17 protein-coding genes and 2 pseudogenes are annotated in these 17,268 nt (G+C 58.8%); 13 read left to right on the top strand and 6 right to left on the bottom strand.

Going from position 1 to position 17,268, the window contains the following annotated elements; all coding sequences use genetic code 11:
- Positions 1-193 precede the first annotated feature (193 nt).
- The 4 genes from FEZ21_RS09110 to FEZ21_RS09095 are packed head-to-tail and all read left to right on the top strand — an operon-like array spanning position 194 to position 4,882.
- Entirely contained in the window at positions 194-2,959 is a 2,766-nt protein-coding gene (locus FEZ21_RS09110; RefSeq protein ID WP_160626908.1) for a response regulator, read from the top strand.
- Between the two features lie 44 nt (positions 2,960-3,003).
- Positions 3,004-3,993: a 2-hydroxyacid dehydrogenase gene (locus tag FEZ21_RS09105; protein WP_003442823.1), complete on the top strand. Its 990-nt coding sequence runs from the start codon at positions 3,004-3,006 to the stop codon at positions 3,991-3,993.
- A gap of 50 nt (positions 3,994-4,043) precedes the next feature.
- Positions 4,044-4,481: a hypothetical protein gene (locus FEZ21_RS09100; RefSeq protein WP_003442826.1), complete on the top strand. Its 438-nt coding sequence runs from the start codon at positions 4,044-4,046 to the stop codon at positions 4,479-4,481.
- A complete protein-coding gene (locus tag FEZ21_RS09095; RefSeq protein ID WP_003442829.1) occupies positions 4,478-4,882 on the top strand; it encodes an META domain-containing protein in 405 nt (134 codons plus the stop codon). Before FEZ21_RS09100 ends, FEZ21_RS09095 begins: the two co-directional genes overlap by 4 nt.
- A gap of 87 nt (positions 4,883-4,969) precedes the next feature.
- Here FEZ21_RS09095 and FEZ21_RS09090 read toward each other — a convergent pair whose 3' ends face one another.
- Positions 4,970-5,434: a TlpA disulfide reductase family protein gene (locus FEZ21_RS09090; RefSeq protein ID WP_003442832.1), complete on the bottom strand. Its 465-nt coding sequence runs from the start codon at positions 5,432-5,434 to the stop codon at positions 4,970-4,972.
- A 126-nt stretch (positions 5,435-5,560) separates the two neighbouring features.
- Between FEZ21_RS09090 and arsC the strand changes: the two genes are divergently transcribed.
- From arsC to FEZ21_RS09060, 5 genes and pseudogenes are all read left to right on the top strand, one after another.
- Positions 5,561-5,914, top strand: coding sequence for an arsenate reductase (glutaredoxin) (gene arsC / locus FEZ21_RS09085; RefSeq protein ID WP_003442835.1), 354 nt, complete (start codon positions 5,561-5,563; stop codon positions 5,912-5,914).
- On the top strand, positions 5,911-6,516 hold the full coding sequence (gene wrbA, locus FEZ21_RS09080) for an NAD(P)H:quinone oxidoreductase (protein ID WP_010655748.1): 606 nt from the start codon (positions 5,911-5,913) through the stop codon (positions 6,514-6,516). The genes arsC and wrbA overlap by 4 nt, the downstream gene beginning before the upstream one ends.
- Entirely contained in the window at positions 6,509-6,922 is a 414-nt protein-coding gene (locus tag FEZ21_RS09075) for a DUF2069 domain-containing protein (protein ID WP_003442841.1), read from the top strand. The genes wrbA and FEZ21_RS09075 overlap by 8 nt, the downstream gene beginning before the upstream one ends.
- Before the next feature lie 205 nt (positions 6,923-7,127).
- Positions 7,128-7,214 (top strand): annotated as a pseudogene (locus tag FEZ21_RS22605) (DUF2069 domain-containing protein); the annotation flags it as partial.
- Between the two features lie 59 nt (positions 7,215-7,273).
- Positions 7,274-7,360, top strand: a pseudogene (locus FEZ21_RS09060) (DUF2069 domain-containing protein); the annotation flags it as partial.
- 521 nt (positions 7,361-7,881) lie between these two features.
- Here FEZ21_RS09060 and FEZ21_RS09050 read toward each other — a convergent pair.
- Together FEZ21_RS09050 and ttcA are read right to left on the bottom strand one after the other, a co-directional pair.
- Positions 7,882-8,553 carry a DNA-3-methyladenine glycosylase I gene (locus tag FEZ21_RS09050; RefSeq protein ID WP_160626906.1) on the bottom strand — a complete coding sequence of 224 codons (672 nt, stop codon included), beginning with the start codon at positions 8,551-8,553 and terminating at the stop codon, positions 7,882-7,884.
- A gap of 24 nt (positions 8,554-8,577) precedes the next feature.
- Positions 8,578-9,402 carry a tRNA 2-thiocytidine(32) synthetase TtcA gene (ttcA, locus tag FEZ21_RS09045; protein ID WP_003442843.1) on the bottom strand — a complete coding sequence of 275 codons (825 nt, stop codon included), beginning with the start codon at positions 9,400-9,402 and terminating at the stop codon, positions 8,578-8,580.
- A gap of 267 nt (positions 9,403-9,669) precedes the next feature.
- On the opposite strand from ttcA, the gene FEZ21_RS09040 reads away from it, so the two are divergent.
- Positions 9,670-10,272: a Yip1 family protein gene (locus tag FEZ21_RS09040; RefSeq protein WP_003442844.1), complete on the top strand. Its 603-nt coding sequence runs from the start codon at positions 9,670-9,672 to the stop codon at positions 10,270-10,272.
- A 155-nt stretch (positions 10,273-10,427) separates the two neighbouring features.
- Positions 10,428-10,922 carry a SprT family zinc-dependent metalloprotease gene (locus tag FEZ21_RS09035; RefSeq protein ID WP_010655746.1) on the top strand — a complete coding sequence of 165 codons (495 nt, stop codon included), beginning with the start codon at positions 10,428-10,430 and terminating at the stop codon, positions 10,920-10,922.
- A 49-nt stretch (positions 10,923-10,971) separates the two neighbouring features.
- Here FEZ21_RS09035 and FEZ21_RS09030 read toward each other — a convergent pair whose 3' ends face one another.
- The 3 genes from FEZ21_RS09030 to FEZ21_RS09020 form a co-directional block, all read right to left on the bottom strand.
- On the bottom strand, positions 10,972-12,306 hold the full coding sequence (locus tag FEZ21_RS09030) for a dicarboxylate/amino acid:cation symporter (RefSeq protein WP_003442846.1): 1,335 nt from the start codon (positions 12,304-12,306) through the stop codon (positions 10,972-10,974).
- A gap of 310 nt (positions 12,307-12,616) precedes the next feature.
- Positions 12,617-13,963 (bottom strand): ATP-binding protein, encoded by a 1,347-nt coding sequence (locus FEZ21_RS09025; RefSeq protein WP_003442847.1) that lies wholly within the window; start codon positions 13,961-13,963, stop codon positions 12,617-12,619.
- A complete protein-coding gene (locus tag FEZ21_RS09020; RefSeq protein WP_003442848.1) occupies positions 13,960-14,637 on the bottom strand; it encodes a response regulator in 678 nt (225 codons plus the stop codon). Before FEZ21_RS09020 ends, FEZ21_RS09025 begins: the two co-directional genes overlap by 4 nt.
- Before the next feature lie 135 nt (positions 14,638-14,772).
- Between FEZ21_RS09020 and FEZ21_RS09015 the strand changes: the two genes are divergently transcribed.
- Together FEZ21_RS09015 and FEZ21_RS09010 are read left to right on the top strand one after the other, a co-directional pair.
- Positions 14,773-15,522 carry a 4'-phosphopantetheinyl transferase gene (locus FEZ21_RS09015; RefSeq protein ID WP_160626903.1) on the top strand — a complete coding sequence of 250 codons (750 nt, stop codon included), beginning with the start codon at positions 14,773-14,775 and terminating at the stop codon, positions 15,520-15,522.
- Positions 15,513-17,267 carry an ATP-binding protein gene (locus FEZ21_RS09010; protein ID WP_010655745.1) on the top strand — a complete coding sequence of 585 codons (1,755 nt, stop codon included), beginning with the start codon at positions 15,513-15,515 and terminating at the stop codon, positions 17,265-17,267. The genes FEZ21_RS09015 and FEZ21_RS09010 overlap by 10 nt, the downstream gene beginning before the upstream one ends.
- The last annotated feature ends 1 nt before the right edge of the window (position 17,268 follow it).

Here is a 17,268-nt window from a genome sequence, read left to right as displayed (position 1 = left end):
TGCAAGTAATTCTCAATCATCGATTATTCAATATTGGGCCACCACGAGCAACCGGCACAGGGTCTACAAAGCCTGATCCAGGCCTTGACGACAAATTTTCACGGATTTGCCATGCTTCAAATGGCTACACTGGCACCTGGCCTGCGCCGGACGCTCAGGAAACACTTATAAGAATGTAGGGCTGGAGAGTTGCGTGCTTAAGAACCTGGGTATCAAAGGTCGTGTGTTGTTGCTCACGTTATTGCCCGTCACGCTGATGGCGATGGTACTGGGTGGCTACTTCACGTGGTTGCAGCAGTCAGAGCTGCAAGCGCAACTGTTGCAACGCGGCGAAATGATCGCCGAACAGCTCGCCCCCCTGGCTGCCCCCGCAATGGGCCGCAATGACATTGCCCTGCTGACCCGCATCGCCAACGAAGCCCTGGAACAACAAGATGTACGGTCCGTGGCATTCCTTGATGCCAACCACGAACCTCTGGTGCATACCGGCCCGACCATGATCAACCAGCCGCCACTGGGTTACGGCACCCAACTACAGCAGCGCTCCGACAACGATGCCACACGCTATCTGTTGCCCGTATTTGGTCGTCATCGCAACCTGGCGGGCGATGTAATACCTAACGAAGCCCATCGCCTGCTGGGCTGGGTCGAGCTTGAACTGTCCCATAACAACATGCTGTTGCGCGGCTACCGCAGCCTGTTTGCCAGCTTGATGCTGATTGTCAGCGGACTGGTGTTTACCACGCTGCTGGCATTGCGTTTGAGTCGCACGATCAATGCTCCCCTGGACCGGATCAAACATGCCGTGTCCCAGCTCAAGGACGGCAAGTTGCAAACCCGCTTGCCACCCCTGGGCAGCCACGAGCTGGACGAACTGGCCTCAGGCATCAACCGCATGGCCGAAACCCTGCAAAATGCCCAGGAAGAACTGCAACACAGCGTCGACCAAGCCACCGAGGACGTGCGTCAAAACCTCGAAACCATCGAGATCCAGAACCTGGAGCTCGATCTGGCCCGCAAGGAAGCGCTTGAGGCCAGCCGCATCAAGTCCGAATTTCTGGCCAACATGAGCCACGAAATCCGCACCCCGCTCAATGGCATCCTGGGCTTCACCCACTTGCTGCAAAAAAGCGAGCTGACACCCCGCCAGTACGATTACCTGAGCACCATAGAGAAATCTGCCGACAGCCTGCTGGGCATCATCAACGAGATTCTGGACTTCTCGAAAATCGAAGCCGGCAAGCTGGTACTGGACAGTACCCCGTTCAACCTGCGCGACCTGTTGCAGGACACCTTGACCATCCTTGCCCCGTCAGCCCACGAAAAAAGCCTGGAGCTGGTCAGTCTGGTCTACCGCGACACCCCCCTGTCGCTGATTGGCGATCCGTTACGGCTCAAGCAAATCCTCACCAACCTGGTCAACAACGCCATCAAGTTCACCCGCGAGGGCACGATTGCGGTGCGGGCCATGCTCGAAGATGAAGATGACAATAATGCCGACGGCTGCGTGCAGTTGCGCATCAGCGTGCAAGACACAGGTATCGGCCTGACCAGCCAGGATGTACGGGCACTGTTCCAGGCCTTTAGCCAGGCCGACAATTCCCTGTCACGCCAACCCGGCGGTACTGGCCTGGGACTGGTCATTTCCAAGCGTCTGGTGGAACAGATGGGCGGCGAAATTGGCGTTGAGAGCACCCCCGGCGAAGGCTCGGTGTTCTGGATCAGCGTCAAGCTGCCCAAAGCCCGGGACGATGCTGAAGATTTGCCCGCCGCCCCGCTGCCGGGCCGGCGCGTAGCCTTGCTGGAGAAACACGATCTGGCACGCCAGGCATTGCAGCATCAACTGGAAGACTGCGGACTTGAAGTCACGCCGTTTACCACCCTGGAGAAGCTCACCAATTGCGTGACCGGTGCCCATCAGACGCCTCAGGCCATTGATCTGGCGGTCCTTGGGGTCACGGCCAAAGACATGCCGCCCGAGCGCCTCAACCAGCATATTTGGGACCTCGAACATATGGGCTGCAAAGTCCTGGTGCTGTGCCCGACCACCGAGCAGGTCCTGTTCAATACGGCGGTGCCCAATCCCCACAGCCAGTTGCAATCCAAACCTGCCTGCACCCGGAAACTGCGGCGCACCCTGGCCGACCTGATCAACCCGCGACAGGCCCGTACCGAGCCCGGCGAACTGCTGGCCAGCCGTGCACCGCGAATTTTGTGCGTCGATGACAACCCGGCCAACCTGTTGCTGGTGCAAACCCTTCTGGAAGACATGGGGTCCAAGGTAACGGCCGTGGACAGCGGCTATGCCGCCATTGAAGCGGTCAAGAATGAAGCCTTCGACCTGGTGCTGATGGACGTCCAGATGCCCGGCATGGACGGGCGGGAAACCACCGAAGTGGTGCGCCAGTGGGAAACCGGGCAGCACAATGCGCCGCTGCCCATTGTCGCGCTGACGGCCCACGCCATGGCCAACGAAAAACGCGCCCTGCTGCAGAGCGGCATGGACGACTACCTGACCAAACCCATCAGCGAACGGCAGTTGGCGCAAGTGGTGCTGAAGTGGACCGGGCTGGCGTTGCGCAATCAAGTCCAGGACAGCGGCTACGAGCCTGCCCGCCCCAACGCCAAACTACCGATTCTTGATCACGAAGAAGGCCTGCGACTGGCCGCTGGCAAAGCCGATCTGGCTATCGACATGCTGGCCATGCTTCTGGCCTCGCTGGAGGCAGATCGTGAAGCGATCCTGTTGGCGCGCAAGGACCAGGACAACAATGCACTGATCGAACGCGTACACCGTCTGCACGGTGCAACACGTTACTGCGGGGTACCGCAATTGCGTGCCGCCTGCCAGCGCAGCGAAACCCTGCTCAAGCAAGAAAGCCCGCACGCCTACGCCGCCCTCAACGAACTGGACGAGGCCATTATCCGCCTGGCCAAAGAGGCACGCAGTACCGCGTAACCAGGCAAGACCGTCACCACCCCACACACCCCAAGGAAGATCTCATGCGCACGATCCTGTTCAGCAGCCAGACCTACGACCGCGACAGTTTTACTGCCGCCGCGCAACCCGAGGGTCTTGAACTGCACTTTCAACCGGCGCGCCTGAGCCTCGATACTGCGGCCATTGCCCATGATTACGAGGTGGTCTGCCCGTTCATCAACGACGATTTGAGTGCCCCGGTACTGGAGCAACTGGCCGCTGGCGGAACCCGCCTGATCGCCCTGCGCTCGGCCGGCTACAACCATGTCGATCTTGCCGCCGCCAAGCGCCTGGGTTTGAGCGTTGTGCGGGTTCCCGCCTACTCGCCCCATGCTGTGGCAGAACATGCCGTGGCCCTGATCCTGGCGCTTAACCGCCGCCTGCACCGCGCCTACAACCGAACCCGCGAAGGCGACTTCACCCTGCACGGGCTGACCGGCTTTGACCTGGTCGGCAAGACCGTCGGCGTGGTCGGAACCGGCCAGATCGGCGCGACCTTCGGCAAAATCATGGCCGGCTTCGGCTGCAAGCTGCTGTGCTTTGACCCGTATCCAAATGCACAACTGCTGGCACTGGGTGCGCAGTATGTAAGCTTGCCCGAGCTGCTGGCAGGCTCGCATATCATCAGCCTGCACTGCCCGCTGACTGCGGATAACAAGCACCTGATCAACAGCCAGTCGCTGGCGACCCTCAAACATGGCGCCATGCTGATCAATACCGGGCGCGGTGCACTGGTCAACACACCGGCACTGATCGAGGCGCTGAAAAGTGGTCAGTTGGGCTACCTGGGACTGGATGTGTACGAGGAGGAAGCCCAGCTGTTCTTTGAGGACCGCTCCGATTTACCGTTGCAGGATGACGTGCTGGCGCGGCTGCTGACCTTCCCCAACGTGATCATTACTGCGCACCAGGCCTTTCTCACCCGCGAGGCACTCAGCGCGATTGCCGGCACCACACTGGACAACATTGCGGCCTGGAGCAACGGCACGCCACAAAACCTGATCGAAGGTTGAAAGGCCAGACCTCGGCTGCGTGCTAGCATAGCGGCCTATTTGGAGGACCCATGGTCGAACACGATTTTCGCTACAGCCTGCTTAACCCGCAGCACACCCTGATTGAATGCCGCGCCCTGGCGCCAGGCCTGTATCAAGTCACCGGCAACGGTGGCTCGATCCAGACCGGTGACGTACTGATCGTGACGCTCAAAGGCAGCAAGGACTTGTCCATGCGCCTGACCGTCGACAAAGTGCGCCACCTGATCAACCCGCGCGGCCAGTGGGTTGCCGTCACCAAAGGACCGGTTTTCGGTGAGTTGGCGATTCATCAATGGCAAGTCAATTGCGATGCCTGTGGCAAAGAACTGAAGTTCGAGTTCGCGGTAGACGCCAAGCTCGGTACCAAAGCGCAGAAACCTGCCGCCAGCCTGCGCATTGCCGAGCTGGGCTGGAGCACTGAAGGCAGCAAGCACCAGTGCCCGCAATGCCAAAAGGCCGCGCTATGAAACACCTGACCCTGTTGGCATTGCTGGGCGCAAGCCTGGCAGGCTGCGCAGGCGATCCGGTGCAATTGCAGCACAACCGTGCCTACGTCGTGGAATGGATTGGCGAGCGGCCACTGATGGATTACAGCCATCTGACCGTGACCTTCGATGAAGGCGGCCGGGCCTATGGCAACGGTGGTTGTAATCATTGGTTTGCGCCCTACACCCTGGACGGCGACAAACTGACCTTTGGTGGCGTGGGCAGCACCCGCAAAGCCTGTGCTCCGGCGTTGATGGAGCAGGAGCAACGATTCTTCGAAGCCCTGCAAACCGTACAGCGCTGGGACATCTCCCCGATCGAACAGGTGCGTTTCTGGCCTGCCGAAGGCAAGCCGTTGCGGCTGTGGCCTGAAGAAGGCTGATTGCCGCGCCACTGCAGCAGCGGGCCGGTTCGTGATCTTTGAAGATTAAAAGATCACGAACACGCTCGCTTCTACAGGGCAGCGGGCTTAATTACCGCGTAGTTCCTTGATCTTGGCCAATACCCCGGCGGCGGTCTGCTCGCCCATCATCTGCGCCATGACCTTGCCCTTCTCATCAATGATGTAGGTCACCGGCAATGCTTCGCTGCGCGGCAGATCAAAATGCTCGGCCGGATCTTGCGCCAGCACGGTGAAGGTGATGCCCATCGCAGAACTGGCATCGCTCAGCTCCTTGCCCTGCAAGCCATCGTAGTTCACCCCGAACACGCCCACCGACTGCCCCTGCAACTGCTTCTCCAGCTCATTGAGTTCCGGGATTTCAATGCGGCACGGGCCACACCACTCGGCCCAGTAATTAATGACCTTCCATTGCTTGTCCAGACGCTCGGATGCGACCTTCTGTCCATGTTGATCGACCCCGTAATCAATACCGCAACCGCTCAGCAGTAACGTGGTGGCGACGGTAACTACCGCCAAAAGCCGCTTAAACATGTGTTGATCCTTGTGGGTAAATACAGTCAAAAAATCTTTGTACGGCGGCCAATCACCGCATGCGGTTCAGACACGCTCGCCAGACGGGTAGAATAGCCGCCACCTTACGCAAGATGCGACCCGCACATGACCGATCTGACGCTTTATCACAATCCGCGCTGCTCGAAATCCCGCGGTGCGCTGGAAATCCTTGAAGCCCGCGGCCTCACCCCTACCGTGGTGCGCTACCTCGATACCCCTCTGGACGCTGCGCAATTGCACAGCCTGCTGGGCAAACTCGACATCAGCCCGCGCCAGTTGCTGCGCACCGGCGAAGAGGAATACAAAACCCTCAACCTTGGCGATGCCGGCCTCAGTGACGAGGATTTGATCGCCGCTATGGCCGCACACCCTAAATTGATCGAACGTCCGATTCTGGTGGCAGGTGATAAAGCGGTCATTGGCCGTCCGCCTGAAAAAGTCCTGGAGATCCTGCCGTGAGCACACCCTACATTCTGGTGCTGTATTACAGCCGCAATGGCTCGACCAATGAAATGGCCCGGCAAATCGCCAGGGGCATCGAGCAGGGCGGCCTTGAAGCGCGGTTGCGCACCGTGCCGGCCGTCTCCAGCGAATGCGAAGCCGTGGCTGCGGACATTCCGGCCGAGGGCGCGCTGTATGCCAGCCTTGACGACCTGAAAAACTGCGCCGGTCTGGCGCTCGGCAGCCCGACCCGTTTCGGCAACATGGCCGCCCCGCTCAAGTACTTTCTGGATGGCACCAGCAACCTGTGGCTGACCGGTGCCCTGGTCGGCAAGCCTGCCGGCGTGTTCACCTCCACCGCCAGCCTGCACGGCGGCCAGGAAACCACCCTGCTGTCGATGATGATGCCCTTGCTGCATCACGGCATGCTGATCACCGGCCTGCCTTACAGTGAGACATCGCTGCTCAATACCACGGGCGGCGGCACTCCCTACGGTCCCAGCCACCATGCCGGAGCGGATGGCAAGCGCAAGCTGGACGAGCACGAAGTAGCCCTGTGCCGGGCACTGGGGCAGCGCCTGGCGACCACCGCCCTGAGACTGGAGAACACCCGTGGCTAAAAAGCCAAAAGTGTTGCCCTCCATCGAGTGGCTGGCACCCCGGGTAAAGCTGATGCGGGTACTGAGCCTGGTGAGCTTCTTTGGGCTGGTCGGCCTGCTCTGCGTCTATTACCTGGGGTTCGCCAACCTGCATGGCGCGCGCCCCTGGGTGATCTTGCTGATCGAACTGGTGCCGCTGATGTTTCTGGTGCCGGGCATGCTGATGGGCAGCGCACGCGGGCACTCGTTCACCTGCTATGTGGTCAACCTGTACTTGATCAAAGGTGCACTGGCCGCATTCGACCCGAACCGGCAGGTGTTCGGTTTGCTGGAAATCGCAGCCAGCGTGGCAGTGTTTTGCAGTGCCATGCTGTATGTGCGCTGGCGCTATCAACTGGACCGCCGGCTGGCGGGTGAAGGCGCTTGAACCCATCGCTGGCAAGCCAGCTCCCACAAGCTAAATGCACGCTCTGTGGGAGCTGGCTTGCCAGCATGTCAGTGTTTGGCAGCGCCATGCTGCATGTGCGCTGGCGCTATCGACTGGACCGCCGGCTGGCGGGTGAAGGTGCTTGAATCCATCGCTGGCAAGCCAGCTCCCACAAGTTAAATACACTCTCTGTGGGAGCTGATTTGCCAGCGTGGCAGTGTTTGGCAGCGCCATGCAGCATGTACGCTGGCGCTATCAACTGGACCGCCGGCTGGCGGGTGAAGGCGCTTGATTCCATCGCTGGCAAGCCAGCTCCCACAAGTTAAATGCACGCTCTGTGGGAGCTGGTTTGCCAGCGTGGCAGTGTTTGGCAGCGCCATGCTGCATGTGCGCTGGCGCTATCAACTGGACCGCCGGCTGGCGGGTGAAGGCGCTTGAATCCATCGCTGGCAAGCCAGCTCCCACAAGTTAAATGCACGCTCTGTGGGAGCTGGCTTGCCAGCGTGGCAGTGTTTGGCAGCGCCATGCAGCATGTGCGCTAGCGCTATCAACTGGACCGCCGGCTGGCGGGTGAAGGCGCTTGAATCCATCGCTGGCAAGCCAGCTCCCACAAGACAAATGCACTCTCTGTGGGAGCTGATTTGCCAGCGTGTCAGTGTTTGGCAGCACCATGCTGCATGTGCGCTGGCACTATCAACTGGATCGCCGGCTGGCGGGTGAAGGCGCTTGAATCCATCGCTGGCAAGCCTGCTCCCACAAGCTAAATGCACTCTCTGTGGGAGCTGGCTTACCAGCGTGGCAGTGTTTGGCAGCGCCATGCTGCATGTGCGCTGGCACTATCAACTTGAGCGCCGGCTGGCGGGTGAAGGTGCTTGAATCCATCGCTGGCAAGCCAGCTCCCACAAGTTAAATGCACGCTCTGTGGGAGCTGGCTTGCCAGCGATAAAAACGCCCTAATGTCAGTGATTAACCGTGAACGCCAGCATCTGTGACAACTGACACATGGGCCGGCCGCTTTCGGCGTGCCATTGATTGAAAGCGTGCTGCACTATCGCCAGGTCGCGCAAACTGGTCGGCGCCTTGTCCACCAGTTGCTGCGCATTCAGCGCCGCCACCACGTCATAGCTCGGCACAAAAGTGTCCTTGCCGACCATGCGTAAAAAGCGCGGCGCCGACAGCCCGCCCAACTGGTGCCCGTGCTTGGCCAGGTATTTCCACAGCCCAACAATATCGGTCACCGGCCAGTCGGCAATAAAGGCGCCGAAACTGCCGTGTTCCCTGGCAATGTCGAGCACCATCTGCGCGTTGCGCGGCACGCTTTTGAGCTTGCCCAGGTGACGGATGATCCGCGCATCCTGCATCAGACGCTCCAGATGCTCGGCCCCCATCAGCACCACTTTTTCAGGGTCGAAACCGAAAAAAACCTGCTCAAATACCGGCCACTTGGCATCCACCACACTGTGCTTGAGCCCCGCGCGAAACACCCGCAAGGCCAGGGTCGACAGGTAGCGATCGTCACTGATCCGGCGCAACTGCTCAGCAGTTTTGGGGACGGGCAACTCGGCTTCCAGGGCGGCTGACGAACCAAAGCGATTCAAACAATATTCATGCAGCCATTTGTAGTCGCGCATGCCCTCTCCTCTTGGCTATCAGACTTACAGATTGAGCAGATTGACGAACCGCGGTGCGGCGTTTTGGTCAATCTTCAGGCTCTTGAAGTCGTACAGGTTACGGTCCGCCAGTTGCGACGGCATCACGTTTTGCAGGCTGCGAAAGATACTCTCGGTGCGGCCCGGCGTCTTGCGCTCCCATTCCACCAGCATGTCTTTAACCACCTGACGCTGCAGGTTCTCCTGGGAGCCGCACAAATTGCACGGAATAATCGGGAACTGCTGCCAATCGGAGTAGGCCTGGATGTCTTTCTCGTTGCAGTAGGCCAACGGCCGGATGACCACGTTGCGACCGTCATCGGAGCGCAGCTTGGGCGGCATCGCCTTGAGGTTGCCATTGAAGAACATGTTGAGGAAGAAGGTTTCAACGATGTCATCGCGATGATGCCCCAGGGCCATCTTGGTCGCACCTATCTCATCGGCAAAGGTGTACAGCGTGCCGCGCCGCAAGCGCGAGCACAGCGAGCAGGTGGTTTTGCCTTCAGGAATCAGTTCCTTGACCAGCGAGTAGGTGTCTTTTTCAACGATGTGATATTCCACACCCAATGACTTCAGATAGGCCGGCAACACGTCCTCGGGAAAGCCCGGCTGTTTCTGGTCCATGTTCACGGCAACGATTTCGAACTGGATGGGCGCGACCTTTTGCAGGTGCAGCAGCACATCCAGCAGCGTGTAGCTGTCTTTTCCACCCGACAGGCAGACCATCACCTTGTCGCCGTGCTCAATCATGTTGAAGTCGGCCACAGCCTCACCGGTCAGTCGGCGCAAGCGTTTCTGGAGTTTATTTTGAGAGACCGAAAGAGTGCCCATAGCGCTTCAAATCCGCGAGTTAAGACCAAAAACCGGGGATTTTACTTAAAAAAACCCGCTGTACGAAGCCCCTGCAAAGGTTAAAGACAGCAACGCGATAAGCCGGCGCCTGACAGCGCAATATGCTCTAAGGGCCCGGGTTCATTGGGCATCAGTTTTCCTATACTGCGACTAAGGCCGCATGCCCATGTATCTGAACCCACCATCTGGCTGCGCGACCGGCACGTGTCCCTCTGGGGCGATGCGTTTTTTACAGGAGCGATAGCCATGATCCATCACGTAGTGGGGCTTTTCACCCATCCCGATCAAGAGTGGCGCGAAATCCGTGGCGATGCAGAGGAAAGCATCGGCCATATGTACTTCACCCACACCCTGATTTTGGCTGCCATACCGGCCATTTCGGCGTTTATCGGCACCACACAGGTCGGCTGGTCCATCGGCAGCCGGGCAGCAGTGATGCTGACCACCGACAGCGCCTTGTGGATGACCCTGATGTCCTATATCGCGATGCTGGCGGGCGTAGGCGTGATGGGAGCCTTTATTCACTGGATGGCGCGTACTTATGATGCGCAACCAAGCATGGCCCGTTGCATCGCCTTCGCCACTTACACTGCTACGCCCCTGTTTATCGGGGGACTGGCCGCTCTGTATCCGCATATGTGGCTGGGCATGATGGTCGGCACCGCGGCCATTTGTTACACCGTGTACCTGCTTTATGTCGGCCTGCCGACCTTTATGAACATCGACCCGGACGAAGGGTTTTTGTTTTCCAGTTCAGTGCTGGCAGTCGGCCTGGTGGTGCTGGTCGCGATCATGGCGTTTACCGTGATCATCTGGGGCCTGGGGGTAGGTCCGGTCTATACCAACTGAGCGCAAACCCTGCAGGCGCGAGGGCTGGGGTTGAAAAACCTCGCGAGCAAGCTCGCTCCTGCAGGTACAGAATGGTTGTATGACCATTGGGCGTGATCAGCTTCGGAACTCCTGCCGCTTGCGGCATAATCGCCAGCTCTGGAGAACCGAACCGCATGCCCGAGTTGCTCAATACCCGCGTCGAAGACTGTTTTCAACAGGCCGAAAAATTTTTCAAACGCCCCTTCAAACGCCCCGTGGTCAGTCTCAAGCTACGTGGGCAAAAGGCCGGTGTCGCGCATTTGCACGAAAACCTGCTGCGTTTCAATCCACAGCTGTACCGCGAAAACAGTGAAGACTTCATCAAGCAAACAGTCGCTCACGAGGTCGCTCACCTGATTGCCCACCAATTGTTTGGCGACCGCATCACGCCCCATGGCGAAGAGTGGCAGTTGATCATGCGCGGGGTCTATGAACTGCCACCCAACCGCTGCCACACCTACGCCATCAAACGCCGCAGCGCCACGCGCTATATCTACCGCTGTCCTTGCCCGGACAGCGATTTCGCGTTTTCCGCCCAGCGCCACGGCCTGGTCAAGCAAGGTCGTGGCTACCTGTGCCGGCGCTGCCGCAACACGCTGGTGTTCAGTGGTGAAACCCGCGTCGAATGAACAGGCATAAAAAAACCCATCCGAAGATGGGTTTTTTATCCGCCTGAGCTTACTTCGACAGCACCGGGGCCGCGCCTTCAGCTACGCCCAGGTCGTCCACAGGACGCATGTCATTCAACGGGCTGCCACCGGAGCTGAGCTCCACCTGCAGCTTGTCTTCGTCCAGTTCCTTGACCCACTTGGCAACCACCAGCGTGGCGACAGCGTTACCAATCAGGTTGGTCAGGGCACGGGCTTCGGACATGAAACGGTCGATACCCAGAATCAGCGCCAGACCGGCAACCGGCAAGTGGCCTACAGCCGACAAGGTCGCGGCCAGTACGATAAAGCCACTGCCGGTCACGCCTGCAGCGCCTTTGGACGACAACAGCAGCACCAGCAACAGAGTGATCTGGTGAGTGATGTCCATGTGGGTGTCAGTCGCTTGCGCAATGAACACGGCAGCCATGGTCAGGTAGATCGAAGTGCCATCGAGGTTGAACGAGTAGCCGGTCGGAATGACCAGACCCACTACCGACTTCTTCGCCCCCAGACGCTCCATCTTCACCAGCATGCGTGGCAGGGCCGATTCCGACGAGGAGGTGCCCAGAACGATCAGCAGCTCTTCACGGATGTAGCGAATCAGCTTGAGGATGCTGAAGCCGTGAGCGCGAGCGATGCCGCCCAGTACGACCAGTACGAACAACACGCAAGTGATGTAGAAGCAGATCATCAACTGACCCAGCTGCACCAGCGAACCCACACCGTAGGCACCGATGGTGAACGCCATGGCACCCAGCGCACCCAGTGGCGCCAGCTTCATGATCATGTTGATGATGTTGAACATCACGTGGGCGAAGCGATCGATAAAGTCCAGCACCGGCTTGCCGTAAGCACCCAGTCGATGCAGGGCGAAACCGAAGATCACCGAGAACATCAGCACTTGCAGGATGTCGCCATTGGCAAACGCGCCGACGATGGTCGAAGGGATCACGTTAAGGATGAAACCAACGATGCTCTGGTCCGCACCGGCAGTCACGTAGGCCGCTACTTTGGAGGCGTCCAGGGTGGCCACATCAATGTGCATGCCCGCGCCCGGTTGAACCACGTTCACCACAACCAGCCCGATCAGCAGGGCGATGGTCGACACTACTTCAAAGTAGAGCAACGCATAACCACCGGTCTTGCCGACCGACTTCATGCTTTGCATGCCGGCGATACCGCTCACCACCGTACAGAAAATAATGGGCGCGATTACCATCTTGATCAGTTTGATAAAGCCATCACCCAGGGGTTTGAGTGCAACCCCGGTTTCCGGGTAGTAATGGCCCAGCAAAATACCGATAGCAATCGCTACGATCACTTGCAAATACAGGGATTTGTACAGTGGCTGACGAGTCGTCATTGCAAAGTTCCTCAAGTGCATCACTCAGTCGTCATTCCATCTGAGACCGGTGATACCCAAAGCGCGAACCCTCCTGTACTTGGAGGGATTTGTTGTGTTGAGCTGCTCTAGCGGCAGACCTCTCACAACACACTTTGCAAGGCGCGGGCCACATTGAACAAAAGCCTCGCAATAGCGCAGGCGACTCGCCTGGAGGGAAATAGCGCAGGGATCTTGTCGGACAATAGTTGGCGGGTTTCCGCCTTTTCGAAGGGGTGTGGCGGCGCAGATGGCGGATATCCGCCTTAAACAGACCGCCCCCTGCTGGGGATTACAAAGCCGGGAAATGAATTCGAAATGCCGCCCCGCCCAGGGATGAGTCATCCAGGGTGAGTTTGGCGTCATAACTTTCAATGATGTCCTTGACCACTGCCAGCCCGATACCCTGCCCCGGGTGCTGGCGATCCAGACGTTCGCCGCGGCGCAAGATCCGAGCGCGCTGATCAGCCGGTACGCCGGGACCATCGTCTTCCACGCAGACTTCAACCCCATAAGCATTGCGATGCAAGCTGATGCGCACTTGTCCAAGACACAGTCGATAGGCGTTTTCCAGCAGGTTGCCCAATAACTCCAGCAACGCATTTTGTTCAATGGGCACATGACTCAATGGCGGTATGTCACAACTGACCTTGACCCGTTTGTCGCGGTAGACCTTGTCCAGCGTGTTACACAGGCTTTCAACCACCGGAATCAGCTCCACCTGGTGGCGTACCAGACCGCTCTTGCGCAAGCTGGCGCGCTGCAACTGATAGCTGATTTGCTGATTCATGCGTTCAATCTGACTTTGCAGCACCCAGGCCTGTTCACGATCTTGCGGACGCTGGGCCATGCTTTCACTGACGCCTTGCAGCACCGCCAACGGGGTTTTCAAGCTGTGGGCCAGATCGTCGAGGGAATCACGATAACGCGTACGTTGCTCGCGCTCACTTTGCAGCAGACGGTTCAATGAGCCGGTCAAACGCAGCAACTCACGAGGATGCTGTTCGCTGAGGCTTTCGCGCTCACCGGATTCAATCTGGTCCAGCTCCTGGCTCAAACGTCGCAAGGCACGTAACCCCCAAGTCAAACCGATCCACAGCAAAGCCAGCAGTACACCCAGGGCCGCACCGAACCCCAGATAGAGGTTTTCACGCAGCCCCTCGAGGGTCAGGTTGTACTCTCGCATTGGTTGCAGGGCGACAAAACTGAACGCTGCACTTTTGCCGCCCAGCAGTTTGACCTCGACATCGTAGACAAAGAACTCTTCGCCATTGTCTTCACGAATACTCGCAAACTCGTTACCGCGCCCGTCGTAGCGCGGTTTGTAGTTGATGGATTCTTCTTGAGTCGCCCGCGAGCGCCAGACCTGACGCCCCTCGCGGTCATAGATATAGCCGAGCATCCGGCTGTCAGGCAGATTCAGCTCTTCGTCCGGCAGCAATGCCGGCATTTTCAAATGATTTCTTTCAACCCTGGCCGCCGAGATCAGCGTACTCACATCGGATGCCAAGCGTTGCTCGATCGCATCCTTGAGCGCCAGGCTGAACGCCCCCTGCATCGCCGGTAACAGCGCAAGCATAAAGAGCACGGCCAACAGTGTGGCCGCCAGCATCAATCGAACGCGAAGCGAACGGATCAACGACAGCGCTCAGTAAACAGGTACCCCAAACCGCGTACCGTATCGATTGGCTTAAAGCCGTTTGCCCCCTCAAGCTTGCGTCGCAGGCGCCCGACCAGCACCTCGATCACATTCGGATCACGTTCCTCGTCATCCGGGTACAGCTGTTCCATCAGTCGGTCCTTGGCCACCACCTGCTGGTGATGGCGCATCAGGTATTCAAGTATCCGGTATTCATAGGCGGTCAACGCCAGGGGTTCGCCCTCAAGTACTGCCTGCTTGCGATTGATGTCCAGCACCAGTTCGCCAGCGACAATGGTTGAATGGGTGAAACCACTGGAACGACGCAGCAATGCATTCAGACGTGCTTCCAGTTCTTCGAACTGGAACGGCTTGACCACATAATCGTCGGCCCCTGCTGCCAGCCCTTCGACCTTGTCCTGCCAGTTGCCACGAGCCGTGAGGATCAGGATCGGGAACGTCTTGCCGCGCTTGCGCAGTTCGCGAATCAGCTCGAGACCGCCCAAACCCGGCAATCCCAGATCAATCATCGCCAAATCATGATTGAACTGCCCGGTCTGGTACAACGCCTCTTCGGCATTGGCCACCGACTCGACCACATGGCCATTTTCGGTCAGACGGGTTTGCAAGTGATGGCGCAATAACGCCTCATCTTCAACCACCAGCAATTTCATTGCGCTCTCCCAGGCAAAAACCGCGTCTTGAAGGACGTGCGTCCTATATAGCTTAGCCACACACAGTATGTCGTGTGCCCTGAACATACTCTGAACAATTGCACAGCATGGCCGCCAGCCTGCAAAATGCCCGCCATGAATCGACTCCCCGCACTGCCTGCCTGTTGCACCCCGCTGCGTGACGAATGGCCCTTGCCCCAAGCGTTGCCGGGCAGCGTATGGTTCAGCACCGGTTTCACCCCTGCCCGGCTCACGGCTGACGATTTTGCGAGCAGTGCCATTGAGATGCCTGCAAGTATTCAACGCTCTGTGGCCAAACGCCAAACCGAATTTCTCGCCGGCCGGGTCTGCGCTCGCGCCGCCATGCTGCAACTGGACGGCACCCGGGCCATCCCGGCCATTGGTGAAGATCGCGCGCCCGTGTGGCCCGCCCACATCAGCGGGGCAATCACCCACAGCAATGGCACCGCTGCGGCCATCGTCGGCCTTAAAAGCCAGTGGCAAGGGCTGGGCATGGACCTCGAAAACATGCTCAGTACCGAGCGGGCCGAACGCCTGGCCAAGGAAATCCTCACCCCCGATGAACTGCGGGCCATGGCCGCCGGTGCAGCCCAAGACATTGCGCTGCTGGTGACGCTGACCTTTTCCGTCAAGGAAAGCCTGTTCAAGGCCCTCTTCCCGCTGGTGAAAAAACGCTTTTACTTTGAGCATGCGCAGGTGCTGAGCTGGTCCCGCGAAGGCCATGTCCGCCTGCGCCTGCTCACCGACCTGTCGCCTGAATGGCAGCAGGGCCAGGAGTTGGACGCGCAATTTGCGCTGTACCACGGGCAATTGCTGAGCGTGGTAGCGATCAGCGCTGCAAGCGACTTCCCCGCATGCCGCTAACCTCCCGAGCCCTGCGACTGGCGCTGTATTGCCTGTTGATTCTGGCCGGCGCAGTGATTGCCGGCGGCTGGGCCGTGCGCCAGGCCGAGCAGCATGCACTGGAAGAAAGTGCCCGCCGTGGTCCCGAGCAACTGAGTTTGTATGCCAACTCACTGCACACCCTGATTGAGCGTTATCGGGCTTTGCCCGCAGTGCTGGCGCTGGACTCTGAACTGGTCGCCGCCCTGAGTGCTCCCATCACCCCTGAGGTCCAGGCGTCACTCAATCAAAAACTTGAGCGCATCAATGGCGCGGCACAGTCCTCAACCCTGGAACTGCTGGACCGAACCGGGCTGGCGGTAGCTGCCAGCAACTGGAACACCTCCAACAGTTATGTAGGCCATAACTATGGCTTTCGGCCTTACTTCAGCCAGACCCGCAGCCAGGGCTCCGGGCGTTTTTATGCAGTGGGCGTGACCAGCGGCATTCCGGGGTATTTTTTGTCCAGCGCGGTACTCGATGCCCAGGGGCAATTTTCAGGGGCAATGGTGGTTAAACTGGAGTTTCCGCAGCTGGAGCGGGAATGGAATCATGGCAACGACATACTGCTGGTCAGCGATGCGCGGGGCATCGTATTTATCGCCAACCAGCCAGGCTGGCGTTACCGCCTTTTACGGCCGTTGAGTGACAGTGACCGCAGCGAAATCACCCTCACTCGCCAGTATCACAACCAACCTCTGACCTTGCTCAAAACCCATACTTTGCGCAGCTTTGCCGAAAACAGCTTTCTGACCCGGGTCGACGCCCCCACTGGAGCGGCAGATTATTTGTGGGAATCTTTACCGCTAACGGCTGAAGGCTGGACCTTGCATCTGTTACGCCACCCCGTGGTCGCAGCCGAAGACAGCCGCAATGCCGCATTGGCGGCGATCGGCCTGTGGCTGACGCTGGTCTTTTCAGGATTGTTTCTCCTCCAGCGCTGGCGACTGGGCCGTTTGCGCCAGCGTAATCGTGAAGAACTGGAGCAACTGGTAGAAGCCCGCACCCGGGATCTGCGTACCGCTCAAGATGGCCTGGTGCAATCGGCCAAGCTCGCGGCGCTGGGGCAAATGTCGGCAGCGCTGGCCCATGAAATCAATCAACCGTTAACGGCTCAGCGCATGCAACTGGCAACCTTGCGCCTGTTGCTCGATCACGGCCGGGTCGACGATGCCTATAAAGCCCTGGTACCACTGGAGCAGATGTTGACGCGCATGGCGGCCCTCACGGGCCACCTCAAAACCTACGCCCGGCAAAGCCCGAGCGGCTTGCGCGAACGACTGGATCTGGCCAGCGTTGTGGATCAATCCCTGCAATTGCTCGAACCACGACTGAAGGAAGAAGAGATAGACCTGCAGGTTGAACTGGTACGCCCGGCATGGGTACGGGGCGATGCCATTCGCCTGGAACAGGTGTTGATCAACCTGTTGCACAACGCGCTGGATGCCATGGCGGACAAACCGCGCAAGCAATTGCAAATCCGCATCGAAGCCGATCAGCAACTCTGGAAATTGAGCGTCAGCGACAGCGGTGGCGGAATCGCCGAGGAGCACTTGGGTAAAGTGTTCGACCCTTTCTTCACCACCAAACCCGTGGGTGAAGGTTTAGGCTTGGGGCTGGCGGTGTCTTACGCCATTGTTCATGAAATCGGTGGACGTCTGACAGCCTGCAATCAGGTTGACGGCGCGCTCTTCACGCTGACGTTGCCCATCGCACAGGAATCTTGAA

Origin of the sequence: Pseudomonas sp. 9.1(2019) (assembly GCF_009910445.1) — a bacterium.
Taxonomy (GTDB): domain Bacteria; phylum Pseudomonadota; class Gammaproteobacteria; order Pseudomonadales; family Pseudomonadaceae; genus Aquipseudomonas; species Aquipseudomonas paraversuta.
Note: the sequence above shows the minus strand (reverse complement) of the source record. Positions and strands in the feature narration are given on the sequence as shown.

What these genes read in the sequence shown, in the direction of transcription:
- FEZ21_RS09105 (WP_003442823.1), top strand. Translation starts at nt 3,004, where the DNA reads ATGCGCACGATCCTGTTCAGCAGCCAGACCTACGACCGCGACAGTTTT.
- FEZ21_RS09100 (WP_003442826.1), top strand. Translation starts at nt 4,044, where the DNA reads ATGGTCGAACACGATTTTCGCTACAGCCTGCTTAACCCGCAGCACACC.
- FEZ21_RS09095 (WP_003442829.1), top strand. Translation starts at nt 4,478, where the DNA reads ATGAAACACCTGACCCTGTTGGCATTGCTGGGCGCAAGCCTGGCAGGC.
- FEZ21_RS09090 (WP_003442832.1), bottom strand. Translation starts at nt 5,434, where the DNA reads ATGTTTAAGCGGCTTTTGGCGGTAGTTACCGTCGCCACCACGTTACTG.
- arsC (WP_003442835.1), top strand. Translation starts at nt 5,561, where the DNA reads ATGACCGATCTGACGCTTTATCACAATCCGCGCTGCTCGAAATCCCGC.
- FEZ21_RS09050 (WP_160626906.1), bottom strand. Translation starts at nt 8,553, where the DNA reads ATGCGCGACTACAAATGGCTGCATGAATATTGTTTGAATCGCTTTGGT.
- ttcA (WP_003442843.1), bottom strand. Translation starts at nt 9,402, where the DNA reads ATGGGCACTCTTTCGGTCTCTCAAAATAAACTCCAGAAACGCTTGCGC.
- FEZ21_RS09040 (WP_003442844.1), top strand. Translation starts at nt 9,670, where the DNA reads ATGATCCATCACGTAGTGGGGCTTTTCACCCATCCCGATCAAGAGTGG.
- FEZ21_RS09035 (WP_010655746.1), top strand. Translation starts at nt 10,428, where the DNA reads ATGCCCGAGTTGCTCAATACCCGCGTCGAAGACTGTTTTCAACAGGCC.
- FEZ21_RS09030 (WP_003442846.1), bottom strand. Translation starts at nt 12,306, where the DNA reads ATGACGACTCGTCAGCCACTGTACAAATCCCTGTATTTGCAAGTGATC.
- FEZ21_RS09020 (WP_003442848.1), bottom strand. Translation starts at nt 14,637, where the DNA reads ATGAAATTGCTGGTGGTTGAAGATGAGGCGTTATTGCGCCATCACTTG.
- FEZ21_RS09015 (WP_160626903.1), top strand. Translation starts at nt 14,773, where the DNA reads ATGAATCGACTCCCCGCACTGCCTGCCTGTTGCACCCCGCTGCGTGAC.
- FEZ21_RS09010 (WP_010655745.1), top strand. Translation starts at nt 15,513, where the DNA reads ATGCCGCTAACCTCCCGAGCCCTGCGACTGGCGCTGTATTGCCTGTTG.